Origin of the sequence: Cyanobium sp. WAJ14-Wanaka (assembly GCF_024345375.1) — a bacterium.
Lineage (GTDB): Bacteria > Cyanobacteriota > Cyanobacteriia > PCC-6307 > Cyanobiaceae > Cyanobium_A.
This window is the reverse complement of record NZ_JAGQAZ010000002.1, coordinates 494,375-511,334: the sequence shown is the minus strand read 5'-3', so window position 1 is coordinate 511,334 and position 16,960 is coordinate 494,375. Positions and strand designations below refer to the sequence as shown.

At 65.0% G+C, this 16,960-nt stretch carries 18 protein-coding genes, 1 tRNA gene and 1 other RNA gene; 11 read left to right on the top strand and 9 right to left on the bottom strand.

The window, feature by feature from the left end:
• The first annotated feature begins 24 nt into the window (after positions 1-24).
• Positions 25-1,371: a (Fe-S)-binding protein gene (locus tag KBY49_RS09245; RefSeq protein ID WP_254934489.1), complete on the top strand. Its 1,347-nt coding sequence runs from the start codon at positions 25-27 to the stop codon at positions 1,369-1,371.
• Here KBY49_RS09245 and KBY49_RS09240 read toward each other — a convergent pair.
• A complete protein-coding gene (locus tag KBY49_RS09240) occupies positions 1,368-2,780 on the bottom strand; it encodes a four-carbon acid sugar kinase family protein (protein WP_254934488.1) in 1,413 nt (470 codons plus the stop codon). The genes KBY49_RS09245 and KBY49_RS09240 overlap by 4 nt on opposite strands.
• A gap of 17 nt (positions 2,781-2,797) precedes the next feature.
• Between KBY49_RS09240 and KBY49_RS09235 the strand changes: the two genes are divergently transcribed.
• Positions 2,798-4,012: an FAD-binding oxidoreductase gene (locus KBY49_RS09235; protein ID WP_254934487.1), complete on the top strand. Its 1,215-nt coding sequence runs from the start codon at positions 2,798-2,800 to the stop codon at positions 4,010-4,012.
• On the opposite strand, the gene KBY49_RS09230 is transcribed toward KBY49_RS09235, so the two are convergent.
• A complete protein-coding gene (locus KBY49_RS09230; protein ID WP_254934486.1) occupies positions 3,942-4,886 on the bottom strand; it encodes an alpha/beta fold hydrolase in 945 nt (314 codons plus the stop codon). The genes KBY49_RS09235 and KBY49_RS09230 overlap by 71 nt on opposite strands.
• A 25-nt stretch (positions 4,887-4,911) precedes the next feature.
• Here KBY49_RS09230 and KBY49_RS09225 point away from each other — a divergent pair, with 25 nt between their 5' ends.
• Complete coding sequence (locus tag KBY49_RS09225) at positions 4,912-5,259, top strand: hypothetical protein (protein WP_396099729.1); 348 nt, start codon at positions 4,912-4,914, stop codon at positions 5,257-5,259.
• On the opposite strand, the gene KBY49_RS09220 is transcribed toward KBY49_RS09225, so the two are convergent.
• Entirely contained in the window at positions 5,219-5,773 is a 555-nt protein-coding gene (locus tag KBY49_RS09220; RefSeq protein ID WP_254934485.1) for an isoprenylcysteine carboxylmethyltransferase family protein, read from the bottom strand. The two genes, KBY49_RS09225 and KBY49_RS09220, sit on opposite strands and share 41 nt — an antisense overlap.
• An 89-nt stretch (positions 5,774-5,862) precedes the next feature.
• Here KBY49_RS09220 and KBY49_RS09215 point away from each other — a divergent pair, with 89 nt between their 5' ends.
• On the top strand, positions 5,863-6,003 hold the full coding sequence (locus KBY49_RS09215; RefSeq protein WP_254934484.1) for a hypothetical protein: 141 nt from the start codon (positions 5,863-5,865) through the stop codon (positions 6,001-6,003).
• On the top strand, positions 6,003-8,519 hold the full coding sequence (locus tag KBY49_RS09210) for a glycogen/starch/alpha-glucan phosphorylase (RefSeq protein ID WP_254934483.1): 2,517 nt from the start codon (positions 6,003-6,005) through the stop codon (positions 8,517-8,519). The genes KBY49_RS09215 and KBY49_RS09210 overlap by 1 nt, the downstream gene beginning before the upstream one ends.
• On the opposite strand, the gene KBY49_RS09205 is transcribed toward KBY49_RS09210, so the two are convergent.
• The 3 genes from KBY49_RS09205 to KBY49_RS09195 form a co-directional block, all read right to left on the bottom strand.
• A complete protein-coding gene (locus KBY49_RS09205; protein WP_254934482.1) occupies positions 8,516-9,037 on the bottom strand; it encodes a hypothetical protein in 522 nt (173 codons plus the stop codon). The two genes, KBY49_RS09210 and KBY49_RS09205, sit on opposite strands and share 4 nt — an antisense overlap.
• A 36-nt stretch (positions 9,038-9,073) precedes the next feature.
• The gene (locus tag KBY49_RS09200; RefSeq protein WP_254934481.1) at positions 9,074-9,418 is read right to left on the bottom strand and encodes a hypothetical protein; all 345 of its coding nucleotides are present in this window, start codon (positions 9,416-9,418) and stop codon (positions 9,074-9,076) included.
• Between the two features lie 96 nt (positions 9,419-9,514).
• Positions 9,515-9,588: transfer RNA gene (locus tag KBY49_RS09195), tRNA-Arg, on the bottom strand.
• Positions 9,589-9,621: 33 nt separating this feature from the next.
• On the opposite strand from KBY49_RS09195, the gene rnpB reads away from it, so the two are divergent.
• Together rnpB and rnc are read left to right on the top strand one after the other, a co-directional pair.
• Positions 9,622-10,038: RNase P RNA component class A (gene rnpB, locus KBY49_RS09190), an RNA gene on the top strand.
• A gap of 6 nt (positions 10,039-10,044) precedes the next feature.
• The gene (gene rnc / locus KBY49_RS09185) at positions 10,045-10,812 is read left to right on the top strand and encodes a ribonuclease III (RefSeq protein WP_254934480.1); all 768 of its coding nucleotides are present in this window, start codon (positions 10,045-10,047) and stop codon (positions 10,810-10,812) included.
• Here the strand turns inward: rnc and KBY49_RS09180 are convergent.
• Positions 10,790-10,969, bottom strand: a complete 180-nt coding sequence (locus tag KBY49_RS09180; RefSeq protein ID WP_254934479.1) for an NAD(P)H dehydrogenase subunit NdhS — start codon at positions 10,967-10,969, stop codon at positions 10,790-10,792. The genes rnc and KBY49_RS09180 overlap by 23 nt on opposite strands.
• A 52-nt stretch (positions 10,970-11,021) precedes the next feature.
• On the opposite strand from KBY49_RS09180, the gene rimM reads away from it, so the two are divergent.
• Together rimM and KBY49_RS09170 are read left to right on the top strand one after the other, a co-directional pair.
• Positions 11,022-11,561 carry a ribosome maturation factor RimM gene (gene rimM, locus KBY49_RS09175; RefSeq protein ID WP_254934478.1) on the top strand — a complete coding sequence of 180 codons (540 nt, stop codon included), beginning with the start codon at positions 11,022-11,024 and terminating at the stop codon, positions 11,559-11,561.
• A 45-nt stretch (positions 11,562-11,606) separates the two neighbouring features.
• Positions 11,607-13,064 (top strand): mannose-1-phosphate guanylyltransferase/mannose-6-phosphate isomerase, encoded by a 1,458-nt coding sequence (locus KBY49_RS09170; protein ID WP_254934477.1) that lies wholly within the window; start codon positions 11,607-11,609, stop codon positions 13,062-13,064.
• Here KBY49_RS09170 and glmS read toward each other — a convergent pair.
• Positions 13,051-14,967 (bottom strand): glutamine--fructose-6-phosphate transaminase (isomerizing), encoded by a 1,917-nt coding sequence (glmS, locus tag KBY49_RS09165; RefSeq protein ID WP_254934650.1) that lies wholly within the window; start codon positions 14,965-14,967, stop codon positions 13,051-13,053. The two genes, KBY49_RS09170 and glmS, sit on opposite strands and share 14 nt — an antisense overlap.
• A gap of 86 nt (positions 14,968-15,053) precedes the next feature.
• Positions 15,054-15,299 (bottom strand): photosystem I iron-sulfur center protein PsaC, encoded by a 246-nt coding sequence (gene psaC, locus KBY49_RS09160; RefSeq protein ID WP_007099573.1) that lies wholly within the window; start codon positions 15,297-15,299, stop codon positions 15,054-15,056.
• 161 nt (positions 15,300-15,460) lie between these two features.
• Here psaC and acpP point away from each other — a divergent pair, with 161 nt between their 5' ends.
• Together acpP and fabF are read left to right on the top strand one after the other, a co-directional pair.
• On the top strand, positions 15,461-15,703 hold the full coding sequence (gene acpP, locus KBY49_RS09155) for an acyl carrier protein (protein WP_254934476.1): 243 nt from the start codon (positions 15,461-15,463) through the stop codon (positions 15,701-15,703).
• A gap of 8 nt (positions 15,704-15,711) precedes the next feature.
• Entirely contained in the window at positions 15,712-16,959 is a 1,248-nt protein-coding gene (fabF, locus tag KBY49_RS09150; protein ID WP_254934475.1) for a beta-ketoacyl-ACP synthase II, read from the top strand.
• Position 16,960: the final 1 nt, after the last annotated feature.

Sequence of the window (16,960 nt, the reverse complement as noted above, 5' to 3'; positions counted from 1 at the left end):
TGCGGCTGGGGCCAAACTGAATAAATGCCAGCTGCCACCCCAGCACCGATCAGCAGCACCGATCCCTGCGTGCATTGCGGCTTTTGCCTGCCCAGCTGTGCCAGCTACCAGGTGCTGGGCACAGAGATGGATTCGCCCCGGGGCCGGATCCATGCCCTCAAGGCGATCGAAGCCGGGGAATTGGCCCTCGATGCCACCGTTGCCGGCCATTTCGACAGTTGCCTGGGCTGCTTTGCCTGCGTCAGCGCCTGTCCATCCGGGGTGCGCTACGACAGCCTGCTGGAGGCCACCCGCCCCAAGCTCAACGCCCCCGGGCTGCGCAGCCCCGCCCAAAATCTTTTCCGCCAACTGCTCTTTTCCCTGCTGCCCTACCCGGCGCGGCTGCGGGCGGTGCTGACCAGCTGGCGCCACTATGCGGGCTCACCCCTGCAGGGCCTGGTGCGCCGCAGTGGCCTGCTCAAGCTGGCGCCCCCCCAGCTGGCCGCCCTCGAGCAGTTGCTGCCGGCCCTAAGCAACGAGAGCTTCAACGACGGCCTCGCCCTTGTCACCCCGGCCCAGGGCCCACGCCGCTACCGGGTGGGCCTGGTGCTCGGCTGCGTGCAACGGCTGTTTGAGCCGGGGGTGAATGGGGCCGCCCTGAGAGTGTTGAGCGCCAACGGCATTGAGGTGGTGATTCCGCCAAACCAGGGCTGCTGCGGCGCCATTACCCACCACCAGGGCGAAGAGCAGCAAACCCGCGGCCTGGCCAAGGCCCTGATCGCCAGCTTCGAAGCGGTGGTAGGCCCAGGTAAGGCCGCTGGCCCCGAGCCCCTCGATGCGGTTTTGGTGGCGGCCTCCGGCTGCGGCCACACCCTCAAGGCCTACGACCAACTAGTGGGCAGCAGCTTCTCGGCGCCCGTGCACGACATCCAGGCCTTCCTGCATGGCGTGGGCCTCAGCGAATCATTTGTGGCTGGCCTCAGCCCCCTGAGCCATGGCGATGGCCGCCCCGCCAGTGCCGCAGACCCCCTGGAGCTGGCCTATCACGATGCCTGCCACATGCTGCACGGCCAGGGCATCCGCGATGAGCCCCGCCAGCTGTTGGCCCAGATTCCCCACGTGCGGCTGAAGGAGGCCAGCGACGCGGGGGTTTGCTGCGGCAGCGCCGGCATCTACAACCTGGTGCAACCCGATGAGGCCAGCGAACTGGGCCGGCTTAAGGCCGCCGATCTCTGCGCCACCGGTGCCTCCCTGGCGGTAAGCGCCAATATCGGCTGCACCCTCCAAATCCGCCGGGCCATGGAGGCCTCGCCCGAGCCGATTGCGGTAGAGCATCCAATCCAACTGCTCGATCGCAGTTTCCGGGGCGAACGGCCTGAGTCGCTGGGCTAGAGCTCAGCCCCCTCCAGCAATTGCCAGGCCTGGCTGAGGGTCTCGGCGGTGCCGAGGTTGCCGGGGAAGGTGAGCACCGGCAGCAGGGGCACGGCCGCCTCCGGCGGGCTGAGCACCAGCGACAAACCGGGCAATAGCTGGCCCTGCAATTCCACCGCGGCCAAGCCCAGCCCATCGGCGAGCAGGACCTGGGTGGTGATGCCCCCCTTGCTGATCAGGTAGCCAAGCCCAGGCGCCAGGGCCGCCACCAGGCGGGCCATCAGGGCGGCCAGCTCCATACCCAATTTGCGGCGCTCGAAGGCATTAGCGCAAACCACTTCCCCCCGGGAGCTAAACAGCACCGGGGTTAGGCCATTTGCAATAACAGCCTCCAATTTTTCAAGCCAACTGCGCTCTAGGGAGGCCAACAGCTCGCCAGCTGCCGGGCCAGCCAGCACCCGGGCCAGCTTGGCCACATTGATTTCCACTCCACCACAGCTACTGCCCCCAGAGCTACTGCCACTGGCCAGCAGGTGCTCCAGCTGGGCATCGGCCAGGGGCACATGGGAGCCCACCACCACCAACCCCGGCAGGAAATTGCCCCCTAAATCCCGGCGGCGCAGGGCCGCCAAACCCCTGGCATCGAGTGGCTGCTCCGGCAGCTCCAGCAGGCCGTTGATCAGGCTGGCGGCCGCTTGGTAGAGGAACCGCCGCGGCCGGCCCCAACGCTCTGCTGCAGTTGGAGCCGTGAGCTCGCGCACTGCAGCTCCAAAGGCCTCCAGGTGCTGCGGCCGCTCCGCATCCAGCACCACCCAGGGGTTACCTGCCAGCCCGGCCAGGTGGCTGATCAGGCTGTCCTTTGGACCCTCCAGCAGTTGGCTGCTAAGCAACTGAACCGGGCCCGCCCGTCCGCCGGTTTTTTCCCTGATCCAATCCGGCAGGAAGCTGGTGCCGTAGCCAAACAGCCGGTCCTGGGCGAAGGCGCTGCTGTGCACCGGTTGGCCGTGCAGATAGTGAACCCCTCCCGCCGTGGTGCGGCCACCGGGCAAAAAGGCCGGGGCCAGAAAGCTGGCATCGAAGGGCCCCAGTTCGGCTGCTAATTCCTCGGCCAACACCTCGGCCTCCAGGGGGAAATGGCCCCGCAGGGTCGAATCACCGCGGCTGACGATCCAGCAGCGTTCAAAGGTTCCGTTGGCCAATCCAGCCGCCAACTCCGGCTTCAGGGCGCGGCAAATTTCCCGGATCCTCTGGCGGGCATCGCCTGGATCGAGGGACCGGGTATTGGCCAGCAAAAACAGCAAGGGCGAAGGATGGGCCAAACCCCGGCGCAGGCTGGCGGCATCCCAGCGCAGCAGCAGGGGGCAACTGTGCACCGTCTGGGAGCCGGTGGGGTCGTCGTCTATGACGACAATCTTGATGGGGGCGGCCATGGCACCATCGTGCCGTGATGACCCCTCAGCCCAGGGAACTACAGGAGCTGGTGCGCACGCTGCATCAGCAGGGCACCCCCTGGCTGCCATCTGGCCTGGGTAGCCGCCTCGACTGGGGACCCCCAAGCCCGATGGAGTTGGTGCTGAGCTGCAGGGAGCTCAATGGGGTGATCGAGCACAGCCCCGGCGATTTCACCGTGCGGGTGCGGGCCGGCACACCACTGCTGGAGGTGCAGGCGGCCCTGGCCCAGCACCGGCAATGGTTGGCCATAGATATGCCCTGGGGCAGCGGGCCAAGTGATCTCACCAAAACAACCGGCGCATCCAGTGGCAGCATCGGCGGCCTGGTGGCCCGGGGTCTGGCGGGGGGCTATCGCCAGCGCTACCTGGGCATCCGCGACCAACTAATCGGCATCAGCCTGATCCGCGCCGATGGGGTCGAGGCCAAGGCCGGCGGCAAGGTGGTCAAAAACGTGGCCGGCTACGACCTGATGCGGCTGCTGGCCGGCAGCTGGGGGTCGCTGGGCCTGATTACCGAACTGAACCTGCGCACCCTGCCGATTCCGCCCGGGCGCCTGGGCCTTTGGATCCGGGGCGACCTAACTCCCCTGGCCGAACTGGGCCGCTGGCTGCTCAACTCCAGCCTGAGCCCGGAGCGAATTGATTGGTGGCGGCCCGCCCCTGGCCCCCTGGGCCTGGTGGTGAGCCTGGCCAGCATTAGCCGCCAAACCCTCAACGAACAACTGCTTTGCCTGCAGGAGAAAACAGCCGCGATGGGTCTGGCGAGCACCCCCCTGGGGGCGGAAACCCTGGCCGAGCTGGAGGCTGATGGGCGTGGGGTTGAAGGGCGCGGAGAAGAGGCGCGAGGGGCTAGTGCCGGGGCCGGTTGGCTGTTGCGGCTGGGGCTGCGATCCAGCGAGGCCCGCGCCCTGCTGGCATCCCCGAGCCTGGAGGGGTTTTCGCTGGTGCTGGGGGCAGGCAGTGGCCTGGGTTATGCCTGGTGCGACAAGCATTCGGCTACGGCCATGCCGGCCTACCGGGTGGAGGCCCTGCGGCGGCTCTGCACGGAGCTGGGGGGTTACCTCAACGTGCTTAAGCAACCGCCCACCAGCAGGATTCCAGCCTGGCTGGATACCCCGGCGCGGCCCATGGTCGAAGCGATCAAGCGCCAGTTCGATCCAAAGCAACAGCTGGCCCGGGGCCGCCTGCCTGGGGTTCAGCCACTGCCCTAGGCAGGCCAGGAAGCCCCGCCAGCCAGTCGAGCAGGGCGGCATTGACCTGCTCTGGCACCTCATCGTGGGGGCAGTGGCCCGCCTCCAGCACCACCTCCTTGGTGCCCTCGGGCGCATGGCGCTGGAATACCGAACGCCGGCCCACCGCATTGATCCAGGGGTCACGGATCCCCCAAAGCAACAACAGGGGCGAGCGCAGCTCGGCAAACAATTCATCGAGGGGCTGGCCCTGGGGAATATCAAACACGGTGCGGAACACGCCAAAGGCGCCCGGATCGAGTGATGGCAGGCGAATTGCCTCCACCAGGGCATCGTCGACGTTGGTTTTGTCGATATAAACCTGGTTGAGGGTGCGGCGAATCGTGGCGGGGCGGCGCAGGTTTTCAAATAGCAGCCTTTGCAGCACCGGGCTTTTCAGCAGGGCCCCACCAATTGTTTGGCGGGCAATCGCCCCCCAGCCCTTGGGCGGTGCCTTCTCGTCGCTGAAGGGGCCCGCCGCATTCAGCAGCACCACCCCGGCCGACTGCTCCGCCAGGGCTGCCCCAGCTGCCAGGGCGGCAAAGCCCCCCAGGGAATTGCCCACCAGCACCGTGGGCCGGCCGATCTGTTCAGCCACATAGGCGCAAAGTTGGTCGCGCCAGAGCGCTCCGCCGTAGCTGAGCTCAGCCGGCTTGGCGCTGCGGCCAAAGCCCAGTAGGTCGATGGCGTGCACCTCATGGCGCTCGGCCAACACTGGGATGTTGTGGCGCCAATGGTCGGTGGAGGCGCCAAAGCCATGCACCAGCAGGATCGCCGGGCCCTCGGGCTGGGCAGGTGCCGCCGTCACGGCATAGACAGGATGGCCGGCGTAGCTCCAGGGCTGCGGATTCGACACAGGAGCCACCACGCAGGTCGCCAGGGTGGTTGATGCTAGGGAGATCCGCAGCGCACCATTGCCCCTCACCAGCCCGGACTGGATCCCCTTCCTGCCGGGGATCGCCCTCTGGGCCCTGGCGCTCTATCTGCCCTTGAGCGTCCCCCTTGCCCGCCTGGAGGAAGTGCTAGCGGCAGGCTCCCTGCCGGAGGCGGTCCAGCAGGTGGTGCTGGTGATCAGCAGCCTGCTGCTAGCCCTCACCATCGGGGTGCTGGCGGACCTCGCCCTGAGCTGGGCCCTTGGCCCCGACTGGGCCAGCAGCCTCGGCCTGATCGCCGCCGGCTGGGGGTTGTTCACAGCACTCGCCAGTCGAGCCAGGGAAGGTGGGGAATAATGGCCGGCGTGCGGCGGCGGTAATCCAGATAGCTGGGGTGAACCGCCGCCAGGGCCCGCTCCTCCCGGCGCGCCTTGCCACCCAGCACGGCCGCCAGACCCAGCAACAAGCCCAGATGCAAAAGGCTGCCCAGGGCCATGGCCACCCCCAGCGAGCACAACAGCACCGCTTGATAGAGGGGATGGCGGCAGCGGCCATAGGCACCGCTGATCACCAGAGGGGCGCCCGGGATCGGATCGGGCAGGGGCGTAAGGCTGGCTCCGAGCCCCAAGAATGCCTGGGCCGCCAGGGTTAGGCCCACCAAGAAGAGAACAGCTCCGCCGAGGGCCAGCGGCAGGGGCCAGGCATAGCCAAAGGCTCCCGGGGCCGGCCAGGGGGGCAGCAGGTGCGCCGTGATTAGGCCCAACTGGGCCAGCAGCCACCACTCGCCATGGCGGTTGTCGAACCAGCCGGCCCAGGTGAAGCCCCAGGCAGTGCGCCAGTTAGGGGCGCAGCCATCCTTTTTGTTCGGCATCGCTGAGCTGGCCGGAAAGCGCCAGCCTGAGAAAGCAGCAGTCTGAGAAAGCAGCAGTCTGAGCAGGATCGCCCCCAGGCAATTTTGATGTGCTGTTCACCACCAAAGGGCCTTTGATCCGCAATTTCCATGGCCACCCGTGGCACATTCATCGCCTGACCCATGTCTTCCCAGCTGAGCCGGCGATGAACAATCAAATCGACCGCTGGCGCTGGGAGCTTGCAGCCTGATGACCACACCACGCAACCTGCGCCTGCCCACCCCGGGCTGCTTCGCCGACCCTGACCGCAGCGGCCTCGCTGCGGAAGACGTGTTCGACGGCATGACCGAACACCTTTTTTTCACCCTCGGGAAACTGGCAACCACCGCCAGCCGCCATGACCTCTACATGGCCCTCAGCTTCGCGGTGCGCGACCGGCTGATGACCCGCTACCTGGCGGGTATCGAAGCGCTCAGCGCCACTCCCACCCGCGTGGTGGCCTACCTATCGGCCGAATTCCTGATCGGTCCCCAGCTGGGCAACAACCTGCTGATGCTGGGCATCCAAGAGGAGGCGGCAGAGGCCCTGCGCCGTTTTGGCATCGACGACATCAACGACATCCTCGACGTAGAAGAGGAGCCGGGCCTGGGCAATGGGGGCCTCGGGCGGCTGGCGGCCTGCTTCCTCGAATCCCTGGCATCCCTGGAAATCCCTGCCACCGGCTACGGAATTCGCTACGAATTCGGCATCTTCGACCAGCTAATTCGTGACGGCTGGCAGGTTGAAATCACCGACAAATGGCTCAAGGGTGGATGGCCCTGGGAAATCCCCCACCCAGACCAGGCCTGCTTTGTGGGCTTTGGCGGCCGTTCCGAAAGCTACAAAGACGAGCAGGGCGCCTACCGGGTGCGCTGGATCCCTGAAGAACATGCGATTGGCATCCCCCACGATGTGCCCGTCCTGGGTTATCGGGTCAACACCTGCGACCGGCTGCGGCTGTGGCGGGCCGATGCCACCGAATCGTTTGACTTTTACGCCTTCAACAGCGGCGACTACTACGGCGCCGTCGAAGAGAAGGTGGGTTCGGAAACCCTCTCGAAGGTGCTGTATCCCAACGATGGCACCGATGAGGGCCGGCGCCTGCGCCTCAAGCAGCAGCACTTCTTCGTTTCCTGCTCCCTGCAGGACATGATCCGCAACCTCGATGCCCGGGGCATCCCAATCACCGACTTCCCCGACCACTGGGCGGTCCAGCTGAACGACACCCACCCCTCGATTGCGGTGGCCGAGCTGATGCGGCTACTGATCGACGACAAGCACCTCGAGTGGGATGCGGCCTGGGACATCACCAGCCGCTCCCTGGCTTACACCAACCACACCCTGCTGCCGGAAGCCCTGGAGAAGTGGGGCCTGCCCCTGTTTGGCTCCCTGCTGCCGAGGCACCTGGAGCTGATCTATGAGATCAACAACCGCTTCCTCCAACAGGTTCGGCTCAAGTACCCCGCCAATGAGGCGATCCTGCGCAAGGTTTCGATCATTGATGAGGACGGCACCAAGGCCGTGCGCATGGCCCATCTGGCCACGGTGGCCTCGCACCACGTCAACGGCGTGGCCGCCCTGCACAGCGACCTGGTCAAAAGTGAGCTGTTCCCCGAATTTGCGGCCCTCTGGCCGGAGAAATTCACCAATGTGACCAATGGGGTCACCCCCAGGCGCTGGATCGCCCTGGCCAACCCCCAGCTCTCAGCTCTGCTCAATGAGGCCATCGGCGATGGCTGGGTCAACGACCTCGACCAGCTCAAGGGCCTGGAGCGCTTCAGCGAAGACAGTGCCTTCCTGGAGCGTTGGGGCGCCACCAAGCTGGCGGTGAAGACCCATCTCAGCAACTACATCCATCGCCACAACGGAGTTTTGGTGGATCCGGCCTCGCTCTTCGACGTGCAGGTAAAGCGGATCCACGAATACAAGCGCCAGCACCTCAATGCCCTGCAGGTGATTGCCCACTACCTGCGCATCAAGAACGGCACCGCCGGAGATGCCGCCCCCCGCACCGTGATCTTTGGCGGCAAGGCCGCCCCGGGTTACGCCATGGCCAAGCTGATTATTCGCCTGATCAACGGCATCGCCGAAACGATCAATGCCGACCCCGAGATGGAGGGTCGGCTGAAGGTGATCTTCCTGGCGGATTACAACGTCAAGCTGGGGGAAAGGGTCTATCCCGCCTCCGATCTTTCGGAGCAGATCTCCACCGCCGGCAAGGAGGCCTCCGGCACCGGCAACATGAAATTTGCCATGAATGGGGCGCTCACCATCGGCACCCTCGATGGCGCCAACGTGGAAATTCGTGAGCAGGTGGGAGCTGAAAACTTCTTCCTGTTTGGCAAAACCGCAGAGGAAATTGCCGCCCTGGGCAGTGCCGGCTACCGCCCCTGGGAGCTGATTGGCAGCATGCCCGAGCTGACCGAGATCCTGCGGTTGATCGAGCAGGGCCACTTCAGCCATGGCGACAGCGACCTATTCCGGCAGCTGCTGCAAAACCTCACCGGCAGCGATCCCTTCTTTGTGCTGACCGATTTCAACGACTACCTGCGTGCCCAGGGGGAAGTGGACCAGGCCTGGCTCAACCGGCCCCACTGGAACCGGATGTCGCTGTTGAACACCGCCCGCACTGGCTTTTTCTCCTCCGATCGCTCGATCAAGGATTACGCCAAGCGGATTTGGAAGGCCGAGAGCTACCCGGTCACGATCACCTCCGAACTCGACTAGTTCGGCAGGTCCGGGGTTTGGTGCAGCAGGCGGTTCAAGCGCAGCCGGTCCGCATTGAGTGGATCGGGGGCCAGTTCGCCGGCCAACTCCCGGAAGGCCTGCTCCACTTCCTCGGGCACCCGCACATCAAAGATGCGCTCCATCAGGGCCTCGATCGAAAAGAGGTGGGCATTGATGTTTTCCAGGTCAGCCATGGCCTGCTGGAGCTGGTCGGGCCCATCTTCAGCCGATTCAGAGCTGGCTTGATGGCTCTCTGCAGCGATCGCCCTCGGGGCCGGGGCCAGGTTGGCCGCACCCTCCTGATCTTTATTTAGCTCTTCCTGCTTCTCGTCTTGCTTTTGGAGCTCTTCGCGTTTCTGGAGTTCTTCCATCACCCGGCCCGCCAGGGTGCGAAAAGATTGCAAGGCAGCCCAATTGAGCTCCTGCTGCTGGCGCAGGGTGGGATTTTCACGGATCAATCGGTCGTGTTCCCGATAAAACCGTTGGCAATCAGGGCATTGGCAGGGCTCTTCTGGCACCGCAGTCCCTAGACCTTTGAAGGACCATCATGGCATTCAGGCGGCCAGGGGTCCGTCATCAAGGAAGTTATCGCCGTAGGCATCGCCTAGGTCATCGGTCAAGTCACTGGCTGCGGGCAGCGGAATCTCGATAGTGGTGACCACGTTGATCACGTCGCGCAACCGCATCGAATCGGCAAACCAACCCATGGCCTGCTCCACATCCCCGCGCTTTTCAGCATCGGTGGCCTGTTCTTCGTGGGCCTCAGCCAGCAACGCCAACCAACAGAGGCAACGGGCCTGCACCACCGAGAGATCGAGCTCATCGGGCTGGCTATCGGCAATCCGCTCACTTTCCTGTTGCACCAGCAAACGCAGGCGCAGATCGTGGAGCTGGGTCATCGCAGTGAAACGATTCTCCTTACGCTAGCGGCGGTGACCGAAATGGCCAAGCCACCACCGGTAGCGGTGGCTACCGAGTTGCTAGCAAGCTGATTACGGGGCTGGCGGGACTCGAACCCACGACCTACGGTTTAGGAAACCGTCGCTCTATCCGGCTGAGCTACAGCCCCCCGCGGAAAACCCGCAGGGGCATTATGGGATGTGAAAGCAGGCGAGGTGGTCGCGATCAAGGTGGGCAGGCCCTTGGGCCCAGCCACACTTGATTGAGGAAAGTCCGGGCTCCCCAATGGCCAGGCTTGCTGGGTAACGCCCAGTGCGGGTGACCGTGAGGAGAGTGCCACAGAAACACACCGCCGATGGCCCGGGTTTACCCGTGGCACAGGTAAGGGTGCAAGGGTGCGGTAAGAGCGCACCAGCAGCATCGAGAGGTGCTGGCTAGGTAAACCCCGGCTAGGAGCAAGGCCCAGGGACAACGGTTGGCCATGGAACCAGTCCCGACAAAAGTGCGCCGCTTGAGGCCACCGGCAACGGTGGTCCTAGACAGATGATCACCCCCAAGGTGCAAGGCTTTTGCCACGGACCAAGGTGAACAGAACCCGGCTTATGTCCTGCTTTCACCCCATTAAATGAACCCAGATCGCCGCCAGCAACTGGTTGCCTTTCTGCAGACGCTTGGGGTCGATCCCCTCGCCCCTGGCGGGCCCGGCGCTGCGGATCAGGCCCTGGCGCCGGTGGAGGAGGCCCTGACCCACAGCTCCACCGGCAGGGTCCAAAACCACGAGCGGTTGGAATTTTTAGGCGATGCGGTGCTGCGGCTGGCGGCCTCGGATTTTCTGCAGCAGCAGCATGGCGAGCTGAGCGTGGGGCGCTGCTCAGCCCTACGGGCCCAACTGGTCAGTGACCGCTGGCTGGCCGAGCTGGGGGAGCGCTGCGGCATTGATGCGGTGCTGCAGCTGGGGCCGATGGCCAGCGGCGACCTGGCGGGTAAAGCCACCGTGCGGGCCGAGTGTGCAGAAGCCCTGATCGGTGCCCTCTATGAGGCCTGGGGCGGCAGAGACGGTGGCGGGCTACAACCCGTGCACCAATGGCTCACGCCCCACTGGCAGGCAGCAAGCCGGGAGCTCCTGGCCGATCCCGACCTACACAACTGGAAATCGGCCCTACAGGAATGGAGCCAGGCCCAGGCCGCAGGTTTGCCCAGCTACAGCTGCAGCGAACAAAGCCAGGTGCATGCCGATCCAAAACGGTTTCGCTGCACGGTGGCGATCAATGGCGAGCAAAGGGGCGAGGGATCCGGGCCCTCTAGGCGCGCCGCCGAACAGGACGCGGCCCGGGTGGCCATCGCATCGATCCGCAAAGGCGGCCCTGGGCTCAGGCCTGCTCGAGGGTCTTGAGCGGCAGGGTCACCAGCTTGTCCCAGTTGCCACCCTCAAACAGCACCGCGGCCCGGCTGCCGCTGATCCGCTGCACAAAGCCCTTGTAGCCGTTGTAAATCGAGCGGCCATCGCGCACCACCACCGTGGAACCGGGAAGGATCGGCAGAGCGGCCATGGAAGCCAAGGGGACGTGTTGCCATTATCGACTTAACCAAGGCCGGCTGGCGATGGAAAACGGTCAAAGTGCCGACTTGAACGAAGAGTTGATGGTGGTGGGCAAGCTGGTGGCGGCCCAAGGGCTCAAGGGTGAGCTGCGCATTTTGCCCCTGAGCGATTTTTCCCAGCGCTTCACCGAGGCGGGTCAACGCTGGTTGCAACGCCGCCAGGATCCCCCGCGCAGCATCGAGCTAATCAGCGGCAGACAGCTGCCGGGCAAGGAGCTTTTTGTGGTGCGATTGGCCGGGGTGGAGAGCCGAGAAGCCGCTGAAGCCCTGGTGGGGGAGCAGCTCCTGGTGCCCGCCAACGATCGCCCCCAGCTGGCCGAGGGGGAATTTCACCTGCTCGATCTGGTGGGGCTTGAGGTGCGGCTCGAGGGCGAAAAGATTGGCACCATCAGCGACCTGATCCACGCCGGCAACGATCTGCTGGAAATCGACCTGGGCGTGCGCAAGATCCTGGTGCCCTTTGTGGAGGCGATCGTGCCCCAGGTGGAGATCAAGGCCGGCTGGGTGGCAATCACTCCACCGCCTGGCTTGCTGGAGCTCTAGGCCCAAGAACCGTTTGAATGGTGCTGCCTCCAGCAACCGGCCGCCGTGAGCACCCTGGTACCCGTAATCCTCTGCGGTGGCACCGGCACCCGGCTGTGGCCCCTGTCTAGGGCCAGCTATCCCAAGCAGTATTGGCCCCTCGCTGGCGCCGGGGATGAAACCCTGCTCCAGCAAACCCAGCTGCGGCTTAAGGGCCTCGCGGGCCTGGCGCCGCCGCTGCTGATCTGCAACGAAGACCACCGCTTCATCGTGGCCGAGCAAATGCGCCAGATCGACGTGGAACCGGCGGCGATCCTGCTCGAACCGATTGGTCGTAACACCGCACCGGCCGTGGCGGTGGCAGCACTGCAGGCCACGGCCTGGGGCGAGGACCCACTGCTTTTGATCCTGGCCGCAGACCACGTGATCCGCGATGCCGCCCAATTCCGCCGCACCGTGGCCGCCGGCATGGCTGCCGCAGAAAACGGCCAACTGGTGACCTTTGGCATCGTGCCGACTGCCCCGGAAACGGGCTATGGCTACATCGAGGCGACCGAACCCCTCCCGACCGGCTCAGGCGACCAGGCCCCCATACCGATTGCCCGGTTCGTGGAAAAACCCGACCGCGCCACGGCCGAGCAGTTTTTGGCCAGCGGTCGCTTCACCTGGAACAGCGGCATGTTCCTGTTTAAGGCCAGCACCATCCTGGCGGAGCTGGAACGCCTGGTACCCGAGGTGGTGGGCGCCTGTCGGGCCGCCATCGCCAACGATTCGGCGGACCTGGAATTTTTAAGGCTGGAGCGGGAAGCCTTCGCCAACTGCCCCAACATCGCCATCGACGTGGCCGTGATGGAGCAGACCCAACTCGGTGCCGTGCTGCCCCTGGCCGCCGGCTGGAGTGATGTGGGCAGCTGGAGTGCCCTCTGGGAAACCGCCGACCAGGACGGCGAGGGCAACGTGCTGCGGGGCCGGGTAATCAGCGAAGGCAGCCGCAACTGCTACCTGCGCAGCGAACACCGGCTGGTAGTAGGCCTGGGCGTGGAGGATCTGGTGGTGGTCGAAACCGACGACGTGGTGCTGGTCGCCCACCGCGATCGGGCCCAGGAGATCAAGGGGATCGTCGGGCAGCTGGAGCGCAGCGGGGCACCGGAAAGCAAGGCCCATCGCCGCATCTACCGGCCCTGGGGCCACTACGACGGCGTCACCGAAGGGGAGCGCTGGCAGGTGAAAAAAATCGAGGTAAAGCCGGGTGCCAGCCTGTCGCTACAGATGCACCACCACCGGGCGGAGCACTGGATCGTGGTCAAGGGCACGGCGGTGGTGGAAAAAGATGGCTCCCAGGAGCTGGTGGGTGAAAACCAGAGCACCTACATCCCCCTGGGCTGCAAGCACCGGCTTTCAAACCCCGGCCAAATCCCCGTGCAGCTGATCGAGGTGCAGAGCGGCCCCTACCTGGGCGAAGACGACATCGTGCGCTTTGAGGATCGCTACGGCCGCACCGACCCAGTGCCTACTCCACGGTGACGCTCTTGGCCAGGTTGCGGGGTTGATCCACATCCAGGCCCCGATGGGCAGCGATGTGATAACTCAGCAGCTGCATTGGAATCACCGTCAGCAGGGGGCTCAAGAGCTCATCCACCACCGGCACCGGCAGCAGCTCATCAAACAAATCGGTGTCTGGGCCAACGGGAGCCACACCAATCAAACGGGCATCACGGGCCTTGGCCTCCTGGGCGTTGCTGAGCACCTTGTCGAAGACAGTGCCTGGCACCGCAATCGACACCACCGGCACTTTGGCATCGAGCAGGGCGATCGGACCATGCTTCATCTCACCGGCGGGATAGCCCTCGGCGTGGATGTAGCTGATTTCCTTGAGCTTTAGGGCCCCTTCCAGGGCAATCGGGAAGTTGATGCCCCGCCCCAGGAAGATCACATCCTGGGTGCCCTCAAATTGGTGGGCCAGCTGGGCGCAGCGGCGATCGCAATCCTGCACCAGTTGCTCGAGCTGTTGGGGGATCAGGCGTAGCTGGGCCACCAGGGAATGGAGTTGCCCAAGCCTGGCTGGGTCTTGCCCTTGGCGCCGCTCGGCAAAAGCCAGGGCCAGGGCGTAGAAGGCCAACAGTTGGCCCAGGAAGGTTTTGGTGGCGGCCACACCCACCTCAATGCCCGCTCCGATATCGAGGATGTGGGGCACCAGCCGGCCCAGGGAGCTCTCGGGGCGGTTGGTGATCCCCAGGAACCTGGGGGCAAAGGCGGGATCTGCCGCCCGCTGGCGGCGCTCCTGCTCCATGGCCAAGGCAGCCAGGGTGTCGGCCGTTTCTCCCGATTGGGTTACCCCGATCGTGAGGGTGTTGGGCGCCAGCGGCGGCGGCGAATAGCGAAATTCACTGGCGTAAAACACGCTGGTGGGGATGCCGGCCAGTTGCTCCAGCAGGTAGGCCCCCACCTGGGCCGCATGGCGACTGGTGCCACAGGCCAGGATCTGGATGCGCTCCACCCCCTCGTAAACCGACTCATCCAGCGGAAGGGCCACCAGGGCGTCTTCTGGCAGATGGCGGGCCACCCAAAGTGCCGCCGTTTCGGGCTGCTCGTGGATCTCCTTGAGCATGAAGTGGCGGAAACTGCGCTTGTCGGCCACATGCTCGGTGCCGCTGAGCAGGCTGGGGCTGCGCTGCACCCGCTCGCCTGCCGCGTCGTAGAGCTCAATCCCCAAGGGCGTCAGCAGGGCCACCTCGCCGTCCTCCATCGGCAGGATTGTGCGGGTGAATCCCGCCAGGGCGGGGGTGTCGCTGGCGCAGAGAAATTCACCCTCGCCAAGGCCAATCAGCAGCGGCGCCGCCCTGCGGGCCACCACCAGGGCCCCCGGGGCCCCAGCCCAAACCACCGCCAGGGCATAGGCCCCATGCAGCAGGGGCAACACCTCCTGCACCGCCTGCAATAGCAGGCTGCCGCCGCCAACCCTGCCGGCTGCCAGCCCGTCGCCGCCCTGGAGCCGGGCCAGCTGGCGGGCCAGGAGATGGGGAATCACCTCGGTGTCGGTCTCGGAGAGGAAAACCACCCCCTCCGCCTGCAGTTCTTCCCTGAGGCTGCGGTGGTTCTCGATGATTCCGTTCTGCACCACCGCCAACTGGCCGCTGCCATCTAGGTGGGGGTGGGCGTTGCGCTCTTCTGGTTTGCCGTGGGTGGCCCAGCGGGTATGGCCAATGCCGCAGTGGCCGGGGGCCCCATGGGCCTCGAAGCGGGCCGTGAGGTTTACGAGCTTGCCTTCGGCCTTGAGGCAATGGAGCTGGCCGGCGTTGCTGCCGGCTTGCAAATCAATGGTGGCGATGCCCGCGGAGTCGTAGCCCCGATATTCCAGCTGGCGCAGGCCCTCCAACAACTGGGGGGCCGCCTCCCGCGAACCAATTAGGGCAACGATGCCGCACATAGGGGGTATATCTACAAAAAAGCCCGGCACTGCGGCCGGGCTTGAGCTTATGGGAGCTTGGCGTTGAGTTCGCCAGATGGCCCGAATTAATAGGCGAGACCCATCGAGCGGCTGGTCTCGTCGCCGAGGTAGACGCGAATGCTGAGGAAGTCGGTGGGGCAGGCGGTTTCGCAGCGCTTGCAGCCCACACAGTCTTCGGTGCGGGGCGAAGAGGCGATCTGGCCCGCCTTACAGCCGTCCCAGGGCACCATTTCGAGCACGTCTAGGGGGCAAGCACGAACGCACTGGGTGCAGCCGATGCAGGTGTCGTAGATCTTGACGGCGTGGGACATGTGCCTCGGTACGGAGTTGCCGGGAACAGACGGCGAGGGTTCCAAATTACCGAGAGCGCCCACCTTCTATCTGCGGCCCAGCTGAGGCCGTCACCCTTGTTCATACGCCGGGGTGAACTGGACAGAACGACCCGTAGAGTGCATCGACTCTCACAGCGGCCATGTCCCAGGAAGCGATCTACGAGAAAGTGCGCTCGATCGTTGCCGAGCAGCTCAGCGTTGACGCTGAGGAAGTGAAGCCCGAATCAAACTTTCAGAATGACCTGGGTGCCGACTCCCTCGACACCGTCGAGCTGGTGATGGCCCTGGAAGAGGCTTTCGACATCGAAATCCCCGACGAAGCTGCTGAAGGCATCACCACCGTTGGTGACGCCGTCAAGTTCATCCAGGAAAAGCAGGCCTGAGCCGCTCCATGGTGCAGGGTCTCCACCGCGTCGTCGTCACTGGCCTGGGCGCGGTCACACCAATTGGCAACGACGTTTCCAGCTACTGGGAAGGGTTGAGCACGGGCCGCAATGGCGTGGCAGCGATCACCCTGTTCGACGCCTCCCGGCACGCCTGTCGCTTCGCCGCCGAAGTGAAGGGTTTTGATCCCTCGGGTTGGCTTGAACCCAAGGAAGCAAAGCGCTGGGATCGCTTCTGCCAGTTCGGGGTGGTGGCGGCCAAGCAGGCCATTGCCCACGCGGGCCTCACCATTGATGAGAGCAACCAGCACCGGGTAGGTACGGCCATCGGCTCGGGCGTGGGTGGGCTGTTGATGATGGAAACCCAGGCCCAGGTGATGAGCGAACGGGGGCCCGATCGGGTCAGCCCGTTCTGCGTGCCGATGATGATCCCCAACATGGCCACGGGCCTGGCCGCCATTGCCCTGGGGGCCAAGGGTCCCAGCAGCGCCGTGGCCACCGCCTGCGCCGCCGGCTCCAACGCCATCGGCGACGCCTTCCGGCTGATCCAGATGGGTTACGCCGATGTAATGGTCTGCGGGGGCGCCGAATCGGCGATCACGCCCTTGGGCGTGGCTGGGTTTGCCAGTGCCAAGGCCCTTTCCTTCCGCAACGACGACCCCGCCACGGCCAGCCGCCCCTTCGATGCGGAGCGCAATGGCTTTGTGATCGGTGAGGGCGCTGGAATTGTGGTGCTCGAAAGTCTGGAGCACGCCCAGGCCCGAGGCGCCCAGGTGCTTGCTGAGGTGGTGGGTTATGGCATGACCTGCGATGCCCACCACATCACCTCCCCCTCCCCCGGCGGCGTGGGTGGGGCTGAAGCAATGCGCCTGGCCATCCAGGACGCTGGCTTGGAAGCCAAGGACGTCGACTACGTCAACGCCCATGGCACCAGCACCCAGGCCAACGACAGCAACGAGAGCTCGGCGATCAAAAGCGCCCTGGGCGAGCGGGCTTACCAAATCCCGGTGAGTTCCACCAAGTCAATGACCGGCCACCTTCTCGGTGGCAGTGGCGGCATTGAGGCGGTTGCTGCCGTTCTGGCGATGGAGCACGGCCTTGTGCCGCCTACCATCAATTACCAAAATCCCGATCCCAACTGTGATCTGGATGTCGTTCCCAACCAGGCCCGGGAACACAAACTAAACGTGGTGCTCTCCAATTCCTTTGGTTTTGGTGGCCACAACGTCTGCCTGGCCTTCCGCCGCATGGCGTAAG